The 12587-nt window shown below is 69.7% G+C and carries 13 protein-coding genes and 1 pseudogene; 11 read left to right on the forward strand and 3 right to left on the reverse strand.

Translation table 11 applies throughout. The features are described 5' to 3' along the window. The 8 genes and pseudogenes from KXC43_RS43705 to KXC43_RS51940 all read left to right on the forward strand — a co-directional run. A partial coding sequence (locus KXC43_RS43705) for an RICIN domain-containing protein (protein WP_255645845.1) occupies window positions 1-576 on the forward strand: 576 nt, incomplete at its 5' end. Then, complete coding sequence (locus KXC43_RS43710; protein WP_221382180.1) at window positions 552-2117, forward strand: non-reducing end alpha-L-arabinofuranosidase family hydrolase; 1566 nt, start codon at window positions 552-554, stop codon at window positions 2115-2117. The genes KXC43_RS43705 and KXC43_RS43710, both read left to right, overlap by 25 nt. A 27-nt stretch (window positions 2118-2144) precedes the next feature. Continuing rightward, complete coding sequence (locus KXC43_RS43715) at window positions 2145-3158, forward strand: RNA polymerase sigma factor (RefSeq protein WP_221382181.1); 1014 nt, start codon at window positions 2145-2147, stop codon at window positions 3156-3158. A gap of 127 nt (window positions 3159-3285) precedes the next feature. Further along, window positions 3286-4116, forward strand: coding sequence for an aldo/keto reductase (locus tag KXC43_RS43720; RefSeq protein ID WP_221382182.1), 831 nt, complete (start codon window positions 3286-3288; stop codon window positions 4114-4116). A gap of 118 nt (window positions 4117-4234) precedes the next feature. Then, on the forward strand, window positions 4235-6136 hold the full coding sequence (locus tag KXC43_RS43725) for a putative bifunctional diguanylate cyclase/phosphodiesterase (RefSeq protein ID WP_255645846.1): 1902 nt from the start codon (window positions 4235-4237) through the stop codon (window positions 6134-6136). Next, complete coding sequence (locus tag KXC43_RS43730; RefSeq protein ID WP_221382184.1) at window positions 6133-7011, forward strand: ABC transporter substrate-binding protein; 879 nt, start codon at window positions 6133-6135, stop codon at window positions 7009-7011. Before KXC43_RS43725 ends, KXC43_RS43730 begins: the two co-directional genes overlap by 4 nt. 251 nt (window positions 7012-7262) lie before the next feature. Further along, window positions 7263-7760: pseudogene (locus KXC43_RS43735) on the forward strand (SDR family NAD(P)-dependent oxidoreductase); the annotation flags it as partial. A 122-nt stretch (window positions 7761-7882) separates the two neighbouring features. After that, the gene (locus KXC43_RS51940) at window positions 7883-8002 is read left to right on the forward strand and encodes an SDR family oxidoreductase (RefSeq protein WP_255645847.1); all 120 of its coding nucleotides are present in this window, start codon (window positions 7883-7885) and stop codon (window positions 8000-8002) included. Here KXC43_RS51940 and KXC43_RS43740 read toward each other — a convergent pair. Continuing rightward, entirely contained in the window at window positions 7999-8442 is a 444-nt protein-coding gene (locus KXC43_RS43740; protein WP_308129524.1) for a MarR family winged helix-turn-helix transcriptional regulator, read from the reverse strand. The two genes, KXC43_RS51940 and KXC43_RS43740, sit on opposite strands and share 4 nt — an antisense overlap. Before the next feature lie 69 nt (window positions 8443-8511). Between KXC43_RS43740 and KXC43_RS43745 the strand changes: the two genes are divergently transcribed. From KXC43_RS43745 to KXC43_RS43755, 3 genes are all read left to right on the forward strand, one after another. Continuing rightward, window positions 8512-9102 (forward strand): NAD(P)/FAD-dependent oxidoreductase, encoded by a 591-nt coding sequence (locus tag KXC43_RS43745; protein WP_221382186.1) that lies wholly within the window; start codon window positions 8512-8514, stop codon window positions 9100-9102. Window positions 9103-9273: 171 nt separating this feature from the next. Beyond that, complete coding sequence (locus tag KXC43_RS43750; RefSeq protein ID WP_221382187.1) at window positions 9274-9906, forward strand: DUF4232 domain-containing protein; 633 nt, start codon at window positions 9274-9276, stop codon at window positions 9904-9906. Between the two features lie 3 nt (window positions 9907-9909). After that, on the forward strand, window positions 9910-10533 hold the full coding sequence (locus KXC43_RS43755) for a helix-turn-helix domain-containing protein (protein ID WP_221382188.1): 624 nt from the start codon (window positions 9910-9912) through the stop codon (window positions 10531-10533). Here the strand turns inward: KXC43_RS43755 and KXC43_RS43760 are convergent. Both KXC43_RS43760 and KXC43_RS43765 read right to left on the reverse strand, forming a co-directional pair. Then, window positions 10523-11803, reverse strand: a complete 1281-nt coding sequence (locus KXC43_RS43760; protein WP_221382189.1) for an FAD-dependent monooxygenase — start codon at window positions 11801-11803, stop codon at window positions 10523-10525. The genes KXC43_RS43755 and KXC43_RS43760 overlap by 11 nt on opposite strands. A gap of 224 nt (window positions 11804-12027) precedes the next feature. Further along, window positions 12028-12444, reverse strand: a complete 417-nt coding sequence (locus KXC43_RS43765; protein WP_221382190.1) for an MBL fold metallo-hydrolase — start codon at window positions 12442-12444, stop codon at window positions 12028-12030. Between the last annotated feature and the right edge of the window lie 143 nt (window positions 12445-12587).

The following is a 12587-nucleotide window of genomic DNA, read 5'->3' on the forward strand; positions in this document are numbered from 1 at the left end:
ATCACCGTCTGGGGCATCCGCGACACCGACTCCTGGCGCAACGACAACCCCCTGCTCTTCGACGGCTCCGGCAACAAAAAAGCCGCCTACACCTCCGTGCTCAACGCCCTCAACGCCGGCAACGGGGGAGGCGGCGGCTCGACGGTGGAGCCCGGCGCCTGGTACGTGCTGGTCAACCGCAACAGCAGCCGGGTCATCGACGTGTACAACCTGGCCACCAACGACGGCGCCCGGATCACTCAGTGGAGCCGCAACAACGGCAACCAGCAGCAGTGGCAGTTCGTCGACTCCGGTGGTGGCTTCTACCGGCTGAAGTCGCGGTTGTCGGGCAAGGTGCTGGACGTCTCGGGCGCGTCCACTGCGGACGGTGGCGCGATCGTGCAGTGGTCGGACAACAACGCGGCCAACCAGCAGTTCAGCATCCAGACGATCGACGGTTACATCCAGTTGATCAACCGCAACAGTGGCAAGGCCGTCGAGGTGCAGGGCGCCTCGACCGCCGACGGCGGCAACGTCGTGCAGTACGCCGACTGGAACGGCGCCAACCAGCAATGGCAGCTGAACAAGGTCGGATAGCGCCGTCGTACCACGAACTTGCCAGTCACGAACCCCGGAGGCCACTTGTGACATCCCCCAACCGGCGCCGCCGATGGCTGGTGGCGACAGCCGCGGCGCTGGCCACGCTGGCCGCCGGAGTGCTCACGGTCGTGAACGCTCCGGCCGCATCGGCCGCGACCATCGACACCAGCGCGTCGTACGTGCTGGTGAATCGCAACAGCGGCAAGGCGATCGACGTCTACAACCTGGCCACCACCGACGGCGCCCGGATCACCCAATGGACTCGCAACGACGGCAGTCAGCAGCAGTGGCAGTTCGTCGACTCCGGCGGCGGCTTCTACCGGCTCAAGTCGCGGTTGTCGGGCAAGGTGCTGGACGTCTCCAACCGGTCCACCGCCGACGGTGGCGCGATCGTGCAGTGGTCGGACAACAACGCGGCCAACCAGCAGTTCAGCATCCAGGACATCGACGGTTACATCCAGCTGATCAACCGCAACAGCGGCAAGGCCATCGAGGTGCAGGGCGCCTCCACGGCCGACGGCGGCAACATCGTGCAGTACGCCGACTGGAACGGCGCCAATCAGCAGTGGCAGCTCGTCCGTGTCGGTGGCACCACCCCCACGACGCCGCCGCCGGGCGGATCCTGCACCCTGCCGTCGACCTACCGCTGGACCTCGACCGGTCAGCTGGCCACTCCGAAGGCGGGCTGGGCGTCTCTCAAGGACTTCACTGTCGCGCCCTACAACGGCAGGCAGCTGGTGTACGCGACCACGCACGGCGTCGGCGCAGGCAGCGGCTGGGGCTCGATGAACTTCTCGCTGTTCACGGACTGGTCGCAGATGGCTTCGGCGTCGCAGAACGCGATGAGTCAGAGCACCGTCGCGCCGTCGTTGTTCTACTTCGCGCCGAAGAGCATCTGGGTGCTCACCTACCAGTGGGGCGCCGGGGCGGCGTTCTTCTACCGCACCTCCAGCGACCCGACCAACCCCAACGGCTGGTCGGCGGCGCAGCCCATGTTCACCGGGTCGATCACCGACTCGGGCACCGGACCGATCGATCAGACGGTCATCGGTGACGGGCAGAACATGTACCTGTTCTTCGCCGGTGACAACGGCCGGATCTACCGGACGAGCATGCCGATGGGGAACTTCCCCGGCAACTTCGGCTCCTCGTACACGACCATCATGACCGACACCAAGGAGAACCTGTTCGAAGCGCCTCAGGTCTACAAGGTCCAGGGCCAGAACCAGTACCTGATGATCGTCGAGGCCCAGGGCTCCAACGGCCGCTTCTTCCGCTCCTTCACCGCCACCAGCCTCAACGGCTCGTGGACTCCGAACGCGGCCACCCAGAGCAACCCGTTCGCCGGCAAGGCCAACAGCGGCGCCACCTGGACCAACGACATCAGCCACGGGGAACTCCTGCGCACCAGCGCCGACCAGACCATGACCATCGACCCCTGCAACCTGCAACTGCTCTACCAGGGCCGTAATCCCAACTTCCAGGGCGACTACGGTCAGTGGCCCTACCGCCCGGGCCTGCTGACCCGGCAGCGCTGACGGTGTGGTGAGCACGCCCGCCCGGGCGTGCTCACCATCCCCGCTTCCACCCGTTCACGGAATCGCGTCGTGCAGTCACGTATCTCCAAGGGTGGTTGGCCCGTCGAATACGGTATGACGGTGCTTGACGATGATCTGATGCAGGGTGTCCGCGCAGCTCGGAGCGTCTTTTTCGAGCGTGTCGACCCGGTGCGGCCGGAACTGCATCGCTACTGCCGCCGGCTGACCGGTGACATCTGGGAGGCCGAGGATCTGGTCCAGGAGACGTTGACCCGGGCCTTCAGCCGGGCGGCCGACAGCTTCGACCGGATCGACAGGGTACTGCCATGGCTTGTCCGGATCGCCACCAACGCCTACATCGACTCGTGGCGGCGATCCCGGCCGACTCCGGCGGAGATGCCGGAGCCGGCGGCGCCGGAAACGGCGGACCCGCTCGAGGTGCGCGATGCCCTCAGCGAGCTGGCAACCCGGCTCGCCCCCCAGGAGCGAGCTGCGATCGTCCTCAAGGATGTCTTCGACTACCCCCTCGCCGACATCGCCAGAACCCTCGGTACGACCGTTGGCGCAGTGAAGGCTGCGCTGCACCGCGGCCGGGAACGGCTCGACGGGCGTATTCCTGGACGGCCGCGCCCGCAGCCCGACCGGGCGGTCCTCGAGGCCCTCGCCGCAGCTTTCAGCGCCTACGACGTGGAGCGCATCGTCGCCCTGCTCCTCGACGGCGCCGAATCGGTGCTGATCGGGGTCGTCCACGAAGAGGGTGCCGACGCGATGCGTAACGGCTCGCTGCACCACATGTTCGTCGTCGAGTCCGACGTGCGTTACCGGGCCGAAGTCGGCGAACTCGACGGTGAGCCGCTGATGCTGATGTGGCAGGCGCCGGTCGACGGCTCGCTGCCCGAAGCGCTGGTCGAGGTCATGCGGCTCGAAACGACAGACGGCCTGGTGAGCAGGATGCGGTGGTACTACCACTGCCCCGAAACCCTGGCTGAACTCGGCAAGAGGCTCGCGGCGCCGATCCGGGACCACGGTTACCGGTTCTGACGACGAGTCGCCGTTCAAGGGATTCACTCCGCAACCGGCGTGGCGATCAGTAGTTTTCTCAGCGTCAGGTGGGGCAGTGCAGAGAGGGCGCCGGCCGGTGCTCATCACAGAAGCGGGAGAGACAACGATGGCCGCAGGAGAGCTGACCGAGAACGGACGGGCGCGTGTGCTCGCCGACGGCAGGGAGATTCCGCTGCTCGCGCTCGGTGTGTGGCAGGTGCCGGACGGGCCCGAGTGCGAGAACGCGGTGCGCTGGGCGCTGGAAGCCGGCTATCGCCACATCGACACCGCGCAGGCGTACGGCAACGAGGCCAGCGTCGGGCGGGCGCTGCGTGACAGCGGCGTCGCCCGGGAGGACGTGTTCATCACGACTAAGTTCTATCCGGGCTCGAGTGACCCGGAAGTCGAGGCGCAGCGCAGCCTCGAGCGCCTCGGCGTGGAGTCGGTCGACCTTTACCTCGTGCACTGGCCGCAGGGCGGGCCGACCTGGGCCTGGGAGGGTATGCAGGGCGCGCACGAGCGGGGCTACGCGCGCTCGATCGGCATCTCCAACTTCAGCGCGTCCGAGGTTGACGCCCTGCTCAAGGTGGCCGAGGTCGCCCCGGTCGTCAACCAGGTGCAGTTCAGCCCGTTCGAGTTCCGCCGCGATCTGCTGGCGGCCTGCGAAGCGCGCGGCCTGGCCCTGGAGGCCTACAGCCCGTTGGGCACAGGCCGGCACCTGCGCGATCGGCAGGTGGCCGAGATCGCCGAGCGGCTGGGCCGTACCCCGGCTCAGGTGTTGATCCGCTGGGCGCTGCAGCGCGGTCTCATTGTGCTGCCCAAGTCCACCCACCGGGAGCGGATCGAGCAGAACGCGCAAGTCTTCGACTTCGAGCTGACCTCCGCCGACATGGACGCGCTGGACGGCCTGGACGGCACCGGCGGTACCGACCGTGCCCTGGAGCGGCCGTGGTGGTGAACCCCATCTGACGCCGCTGCTGTTCCCGCAGTTTCCTCAGCTGGACGGCGACTCAGCCGATGATGCGGCCGTGTGGTTACCCGGAGGAAGACGACGAGCGGCGCGATCCGGTTCGCGGTTGTTCGCGACGTACCTCGGGGCCAGTCTGCTGCCGATCGGGGCGCTGGCCACGGTGTTGCTCAACGGTGTGCAGGAAGACGCGGCCAAGCAGGGGCGGGATCAGGGGGTCGCGCAGGCGGCCGTCATCGCCGAGATGGCGGTGGCGCCGGCGCTCGACGCCGCGGATCTGAGCCGCGGACTGACCGAGAGCGAGCGCGACTCGCTGGCCAAGGCGACTGATCTGGCGCTCTTCCACGGTTCGGTCCTGCGGATGCGGCTGCGCACCTTCACCGGTCAGGTCGTCTACTCCGACGACGGGTCCACCTCGGGCGGGGTGCCGGTCTCCGATCCGGCATTTCACTCGGCGACGGTGGGGGTGGCCGGGGCCACCATGATCGCCGACGCTAACGAAGCCGGTGGCAAGGTCATCCGGGTGTTGCAACCGGTGTTCGCGCGAGCTTCCGGTGAGGCGATCGGGGTACTCGAGCTTTATCTCCCGTACGACAAGATCGACCAGCGGCTGCACGAACAGATGGTCGTCACCTACTGGCGGCTCGGCGGTGGTCTTGGCGTGCTCTACCTGGCGCTGGGCCTGATCTCGTGGTCGACGACCCGGTCGTTGCGGCGCTACGCCGCCCGGCAGGAGCACGAGGCGCTGCACGACGGGCTGACCGGGCTGCCGAACAGAGAGGCGTTCCGGCAGCGGGCCACAGCCGCTCTCCGCGAGGACAAGGGCGGCGCGGTGGTCGTCGTGGACCTCAACCGTTTCAAGGAGGTCAACGACACGCTCGGCCACCACGCCGGCGACGAGCTGCTGAAGGTGATCACCGCGCGGTTGCGGGGCGGCGTGCGCCAGCAGGACACGGTGGCCCGGCTCGGCGGCGACGAGTTCGCACTCATCGTGCCCGGGGCGGACGCCGACGAGGTACGGGTGATGCTCGAGTCGCTGCGGACGGTGCTCACCAGCGAAGTAGTCCTGGACGGCGTGCCGCTCACGATCGAGGCGAGTTTCGGCATCGCGCTCTACCCGGCGCACGGCGCCGAGGTCGAGGAGCTGCTCCGGCACGCCGACGCGGCCATGTATCAGGGCAAGCGGGGGACGGCTGACATCGTCGTCTGGACCGGCGAGCGAACCCGCCATCCCACCCAGTGGCTGGTGGTGCAAGCGGAGCTGCGGCACGCCCTGGACCGGGACGAGCTGGTGCTGTTCTACCAGCCGAAGGTGAGCCTGAGCGACGGCACGATCTGCGGGGTGGAGGCGCTGGTGCGCTGGCAGCACCCGGAACGCGGCCTGCTGCCGCCGTCGGAGTTCCTGCCGGCGGCCGAGCAGTCCGGACTGATCGAGCCGCTGACCGCATGGGTGCTGCGTCGGGCGCTGACCGATCAGGCGGCCTGGGCAGCAGCCGGCCGCGACTGGACGGTCTCGGTGAACGTCTCGGCCCGCAACCTGGAGGCCGCCGACTTCGCCGGGATGGTGGAGGCGTTGCTGGCCGAGTTCGGCACCGCGCCGGACCGGCTGGTCCTCGAGGTCACCGAGACGGCGATGGTCGACGACCGGGCGACCTCGATGGCCGCGATCCATCGGCTCGCCGGCCGGGGGATCGGATTCTCGATGGACGACTTCGGCACCGGCTACACCAGCCTGGAACGGCTGCGCGGGGTGCCACTGGTCGAACTCAAGATCGACCGGACCTTCGTGGCGACGGTGCTCGAGGAGAAGGAGAACCAGGCGATCGTCCACGCGGTCATCGCGCTGTCCCGGGGGCTCGGCTGCCGCGTCACCGCCGAGGGTGTGGAGACGGCCGAGATCGCCGACTGGCTCGCTGCGGCCGGCTGCGACGAGGCCCAGGGCTATCACTACTCGCGGCCGATGCCGTGGGCGCAGATTTCCGTACCGATTCCGGAGGAAGCGATCCGATGAAGAAGCTGTTGGTCTCGATGCTCGCGCTCGGCCTCCTCACGGGATGCGGTGGTAAGGCCGACGAGCCGGCCGGGCAGAGCGCCGTCCCCTTCGACCAAGCGCTGCACGACTCACTGCCGCAGGCGGTGCGCGACCGCGGCTACATCCGCTTCGTCACCGACGCCAGTTACGCGCCGATGGAGTCGTTCGCGGCGGACGGCCGTACGATCGTGGGGTTCGAACCGGATCTCGCCGACGCCATCGGTCAGGTTCTGGGCATCAGAATCCAGATCGTGACCGGTCCCTTCCAGACCGCCCTGGACAAGGTGGCCGACGGCACCTACGAGGGTGTGCTGTCGGCTATGACCGACACCGCCGAGCGCGAGAAGAAGGCCGACTTCGTCGACTACCTCTCCGCCGGGTCGTCGATCATCGTGCAGCGCGGCAATCCGCACCGCGTCGCCGATCTGACCGGCCTGTGCGGCAACGTGGTCGCCATCGAGAAGGGCACCATCCAGGCCGATCTGTTGCACCGCACCCAGAGCGAGTGCGACGGCCGGCCGATGAAGATCAACGAATACAAGACGAATGCCGACGCGCTGCTGCAGCTGCGGACCGGCCGCGCGGTCGCGGTGCTCAACGACTTCCCGGCAGCAACCCACCTGGCCACCGACTCGCGTACCAAGGATTACTACGAGCTGGCGTCGACCGCCCAGTACGATCCGGGCCTGATCGGCATCCCGTTCGCCAAGAACAACAGTCAGCTCCGTGACGCGGTGAAGGGTGCGCTGGACCAGGTGGTCGCCACCGGCACCTACGCCGATCTGCTGCAGCGCTGGAATCTGAGCAGCGGCGCGGTCAAGGCTGTATCGATCAACGGCGCTACGCAGGATTAGAGTCCGCAGAACACCAGCACACGATCCCCGGTCTCCGCGCGAACGACCGTGACCGCAGCGCGGTCGGTGCGCGGGATCTCAGGCGACGAAGGCTCCGGCCTGAGGCGTGCTGACGACCGGGCCGCGTCGGCGAGCGACACGTTGGCCGGTGCGTGAAGTTCAGAATCCGTTCCGTGACGTACATGACATGTCATTTAATGCGGTGAGGCGGTATGCATGACATGTCACTGAAATTCGAGAGGGGAAACGTCATGGGACAGCTGGACGGCAAGACGGCGCTGGTCACCGGGGGCACGAGCGGGATAGGGCTGGCCACCGCCCACCGGTTCGCCGACGAGGGCGCTCATGTCTTCATCACCGGGCGCGATCAGGGGCGCCTCGACGCTGCGGTCAAGGAGGTGCGGAACGCCACGGGCATCACGAGCGACGTCAGCAACCTCGAGGACCTCGACCGGCTCGCCGCCGCGATCGGCGACCACGGGAAGGGACTCGACGCGGTCTTCGTCAACGCGGGCGGCGGTGAGTTCGCGACGCTCGACTCGGTCGGGTGGCAGGACTACCAGCAGACGTTCAACACCAACGTGGGCGGCGTGATCTTCACCGTGCAGAAGGTGCTGCCGCTGCTCAACCCGGGCGCGGCCATCGTGCTGACCGGCTCCAGCTCGGCGGGCAACGGGCAGCCGGCGTTCGGGCTCTACGCCGCCAGCAAGGCCGCGATCCGCTCGCTGGGCCGCACCTGGGCCGGCGAACTGGTCGGCCGCGGCGTCCGGGTCAACACGATCGTTCCCGGCCCGACCGAGACGCCGGGCCTGGCGGTCTCGTGCCGGACAACCCGCAGGGGCTGTTCCAGCAGCTCGCCACGACGGTTCCGATGGGCCGCATCGGACGTCCCGAGGAGATCGCCAACGTGGTGCTCTTCCTGGTGTCCGAGCAGTCCAGCTTCATGACCGGCGCCGAGGTCTTCGTGGACGGCGGAGCCGAGCAGATCTAGGGCGGCCCGATGGTCTCGTGCACCGTCTCGAGGATCGCCGCCAACTGGCGAACCGCCTGCGGTGAAAGGCCGTCGAAGAAGAGCCGGCGCACCAGAGCCACATGACCGGGCGCGGCGTCCCGGTTGGCCTGGCGCCCGGCCTCGGTCGCCTCGACCACGGTGATCCGGCGGTCGTCGCCGTGCGGGCGGGTGCGGACCAGGCCGCGGGTCGCCATCCGCTTGGTTTGGTGCGAGACGCGACTGCGCTCCCAGCCGAGGATCCGGGCCATGTCCGTGATCGACAAAGGGTCCGCGACCAACACGTTCAGGACGTCGTAGTCGGCGAGGGACAGCCCGCTGTCGGCCTGCAGCTGGCGGTTCGCCTCGAAGTTGATCCGGTGCTGAACACGCATGAAGGCCAGCCAGGCCCGCTGCTGGTCGGCGTCCAGCCACTCACTCACAGATGAAGGATATGTCACGGGTTCGGCCGGGTGAGAAGCCACCGCTGGGAAGACCACCGACGAGGACCCGTGCCGGACGGTGTGACGATCGGAACCGTCGTCGAACTTCGCGGCGCCGACTACGCGGCCCGCTTCGAGCTGCCGGTGCGCACCGCCATGGATCTCGCCGGTGACCGCCAGGTGTGGATGGCCGGCCGCGGCACCGGCTCCGTGCCGGTCGCGCTGGCGCGCAGCCTGTTCATCCGGTGGCTGGTGTTCGGTCGCCGGGTTCCGGCGGGCCGGCTCGGTGAGCTCGTACGGAAACGAGGCCGTCGCGCGGCGCCGCTGGTGTGGCAATCACCCGCCTCCCTGCGCGCCGCGGGGATCCGGCGGGTCCCGCGGGTGGCCGGTGTGAGCGACGGCGGGCCCCGGCTGGCCGACGACCGCGTGCTGACGGTGGCCAACGTCGTCTGGTGCACCGGGTTCCGGCCGGGCTACGACTGGCTTGCTCCCGGCGCCCTCGGCCCGGACGGGTGGCCCGTGCACCGGCGTGGCGTGTCCACCTCTACGCCCGGCCTGGGTTTCGTCGGCATGCCGTTGCAGAGCACGTTCGCCTCCGCGTTCCTGTCGGGTATGCCCGCCGACGCGGCGTTGGTGGTCGCCCGGCTCCTCGAGGGCTGAGTGTGCGCGCCACGCGGACATAGTCGGAGCGCCGTACGAGCGTCCGACCGCCCCGATGGCCCGCGAGTTCGCCTCGTGACGTACGCCTCGCCGCGAGGCGGACCGGTAGGTGAACTGACGGTGAGGGCTCCCGTCGACAGCAGTGAGGACGTCACCCCGAGGAGATGCGACATGCGGAACGTCAAACGAACGATGGTGGTGCTGACCGGACTGGCCGGCCTGATGATGTCGGCGGCGGCCTGTGCAGGTCCGGGCCCGACGGCCGCGGGTGGCCCCTCGGCGCCGGCTCCGGCTCCCTCGACGGCACCGCCCGGCGGCGGGACGGGGGCCGGGGCCGGGACGAAGACGGGGGGCGGCGGCCACAGCACCACGACGACTACCGTGGCCGAATGCCGCACGAACGACCTGGAAGTGTCCCTCGCGGCCGTCCCCGGTATTTACGGGGGCTCGGCGCTCCGGCACGCCGAACGGCTGATCTTCACCAATGTCTCCGGGCGTTCCTGTTTCGAGCAGGGCTACCCCGGCGTCTCCTTCGTGGCTGGTGACAACGGGACACAGGTCGGCCGCGGCTTCATCCGCGACAGTGCAACCACCCCGCGGGTCACCCTGAAGGCGGGCGGACAGGCCCACGCGACGATCGTCGTCACCGACGCGCCCAACGCCTGCCGCCCGGTCCAGGTTCGCGGCTTCCGGGTCATCCCGCCGGACCAGTCCACGTCCGCCTTTGTGAGACAACCGCAGGACGCGTGCCGCGACACCGGGCAGTCGGACGGCCACGTCGAGCCGATCACCCCCGGCGCGTAGCGGATGCCGGCACACGGTCCGGCCCCCGCGTTCTCCGTGGTGCCCGATCCCTGCGGCGCACGGCACGTCGTCGGCCTGCGCCTGCTCGAGGATGCTGGCCGGCCCGTGCCCGCGCTGCTCGCCCTGCACCACGACCTGCGCCGGCTGCGGGGCGACTACGGCCCACGGTCGGTCGACCTGCCGGGCACCCCGGCCGGTGGGACGCACGGCTACAGCGAGGCGTTCGGGGCCAAGGTGCGCTTCGGGCGCCCGTCCGCCGTGCTGCGGGTGCCGGCCGGAGTGCTCTCCGGTCAGGTCGAGCGCTCCGGCCTCGCCTGGCGGGTACGGCAGGCGCTGGGTGATCGGCTCGGTGTGCGGCCGACCGCGCTGGACGACGTGGCGCGGGCGATCGCGGCACACCCGCGCACGATCCAGCGCAGCCTCCTCGACGAGGGTCTGACGTTCGCCGAGATCCTCGATTGTGTACGGCGGGAGCGGGCCGACGCCCTGGTGACCGGCACCGACCAGCCGCTGGCACAGATCGCCGCCCGCCTCGGTCTCGCCGAGGCGGGCGTGTTGAGCCGATGCGCGCGACGCTGGTGGGGGCACACCGCCGCGACGCACCGGCAGATTGCCATCAGCCGATAAGGCTTCCGACGTACCCGTCGGGACGTACCATGACCGGGCGACCCTCGACGACCAGTTCCGCGGGCCGGCCGTCGAGCAGCGCGTCGCCGGCCTCGGCCACCCGGGATCCGGCCAGCTCCCCCTCCTTGCCGTAGTGCACGTCGAGCCCGGCCAGGCGCCGGGCCAGGACGAGGGAGAGATCGGGCAGCCGGTCGATCAGCCTGCCGAGCAGGCGTCGCAGGGCCTGGCCGGTCGGGCTGGTTGCGGTGATCAACGCGGTTTGGGCAAGGGTGTGCTCGGCGACGTCCTCGGCCCACGGGTGTCGCTCGTCGTGGTAGGTGTCCAGCAGGTCGTCACCAGCCCAGCCGCTGACGACGTCGGCCAGCTTCCAGCCCAGGTTCATCGCGTCCTGCAGGCCGAGGTTGAGGCCGACCCCGCCCGCCGGGAAGTGCATGTGGGCGGCGTCCCCGGCCAGCAGCACGCGTCCCTCGCGGTACCGCGCGGCGACGCGGGTGGCGTTGCCGAAGCGGCTCAGCCACGCCGGGTCGCGCAGGCCGAAGTCGGCGCCGCCGATGCGTGTGGTGATCTCCCGCAGCTCGTCCAGGGTCAGCTCCCGCCGCCCGGCGTCCTGATGCTCGGGGTCGTAACCGGTGAATCGCAACAGTCCGCCCGGCACCGGCGCCACAATCAGCGCGCCCTTCTCATTCTGCACGCCGTACCCGGGTACGGGCGGCGCGTCGGCCCGGACATCACCCAGGTACGCGTAGGTGTCGGCGTCGGTGCCCGGGAAGCCGATGCCGGCGCTGCGCCGTACGGTGCTGCCTGCGCCGTCGGCCCCGACCACCCAGGCCGCGCGCCGGTCGGGGCCGCCGTCGACGCTGACCCGCACGCCGTCCGCGTCCTGGGTCAGGCCGGTGACCGCCACGCCACGCAGCACCCGGGCGCCCAGCTCGAGGGCACGCTGCTCGAGGATCGCCTCCGTGCGGTCCTGCGGGAAGGCCAGCATGAACGGGTACGGGCTGTCCAGGCGGGTCAGGTCGAGCCGCTCGCGCAGGAAGCCGAAATGCCAGGACGGCACGCGAACTCCGGTGGCCAGGAACGGTTCCTGCAGGCCGCGCAGGGCCAGCTGCTCCAGCGTCCGGGCGTGCAGGCCGAGCGCGCGGGGATGTCCGGCCGGGGCGTCCGCCCGTTCCAGCACGACCGTGGACACCCCGCCCAGCCGGAGTTCGGCGGCCAGCATCAACCCGACCGGGCCGCCCCCCACGATGATTACCTCAGTCTCTTCGTTCATGGTGCCAACGCTAGAAACGAACGCGTGCATGGGCATTGATCCAGGGCGACGACTAATTGCTCACGCCGATCGGCCCGCAGCTCCGAAGACGTCACCACCGCTCGGACGAAGCCCGCCGGGCTCCCGCTTCATCGCGCCGGTCGCCGGTCCGGACGGAACCCCACGGGTTCCGTCCGGACTTCTTGTCCCAGCGGTGCGTCCCGCTACCCGTCGCCGCGCGGACGTCACAGCCGGCTCAGCAGGCGCGGCGGGCCGGTGATCACGGTGCTGGGCACCGGATTCCAGGTGACCGTCCCGTCCGTCGCGCGGGCGACGCGGCCGAAGGGCTGGTCTCCGAAGTGGAAGGCGAACGCGACCGTGCCCGGCACCAGCATCTCGTCGATCAGGCGCCGCCGGGCGGCCGGGACGCTGTCGCCGTGCCGGTCCGGGACCGAGCCCCACTCGATGTGGTTCAGCTGCAGCGGGTGGTGGAAGGCGTCGCCGAAGCACAGCAGCCGCTCGGCGCCCGCCGTGACGAGGTAGGACGTGTGACCCGGGCTGGCCCGGCGTCGATCAGCAGCCGCCGCCCGCCGATCTCGACCAGCAGACCACCGGCCGACATCGGCACCATGCCCCGCTCGTCCAGCAGATCGCCCGTCCATTCGCCGGGCGGTACGGACGGGAAGAAACCGCTCGGAGGAAAGGCCATGGCGCCGTCGACGACGTACGTGAATCGCACTCCACCCAGGGTCAGCGAGCGGACCGAAGACTGGCTCGGCAAGTTCGTCATGCTTCGTTCGACGGC

It is taken from the genome of Paractinoplanes polyasparticus, assembly GCF_019710575.1.
Classification (GTDB): domain Bacteria; phylum Actinomycetota; class Actinomycetes; order Mycobacteriales; family Micromonosporaceae; genus Actinoplanes; species Actinoplanes polyasparticus.

Bases quoted from the DNA above. Each gene is read 5' to 3' on its own strand.
- KXC43_RS43710 (WP_221382180.1), top strand. From the start codon at position 552: ATGGCAGCTGAACAAGGTCGGATAGCGCCGTCGTACCACGAACTTGCC.
- KXC43_RS43720 (WP_221382182.1), top strand. From the start codon at position 3,286: ATGGCCGCAGGAGAGCTGACCGAGAACGGACGGGCGCGTGTGCTCGCC.
- KXC43_RS43730 (WP_221382184.1), top strand. From the start codon at position 6,133: ATGAAGAAGCTGTTGGTCTCGATGCTCGCGCTCGGCCTCCTCACGGGA.
- KXC43_RS51940 (WP_255645847.1), top strand. From the start codon at position 7,883: ATGGGCCGCATCGGACGTCCCGAGGAGATCGCCAACGTGGTGCTCTTC.
- KXC43_RS43750 (WP_221382187.1), top strand. From the start codon at position 9,274: ATGCGGAACGTCAAACGAACGATGGTGGTGCTGACCGGACTGGCCGGC.
- KXC43_RS43755 (WP_221382188.1), top strand. From the start codon at position 9,910: ATGCCGGCACACGGTCCGGCCCCCGCGTTCTCCGTGGTGCCCGATCCC.
- KXC43_RS43760 (WP_221382189.1), bottom strand. From the start codon at position 11,803: ATGAACGAAGAGACTGAGGTAATCATCGTGGGGGGCGGCCCGGTCGGG.
- KXC43_RS43765 (WP_221382190.1), bottom strand. From the start codon at position 12,444: ATGGACGGGCGATCTGCTGGACGAGCGGGGCATGGTGCCGATGTCGGC.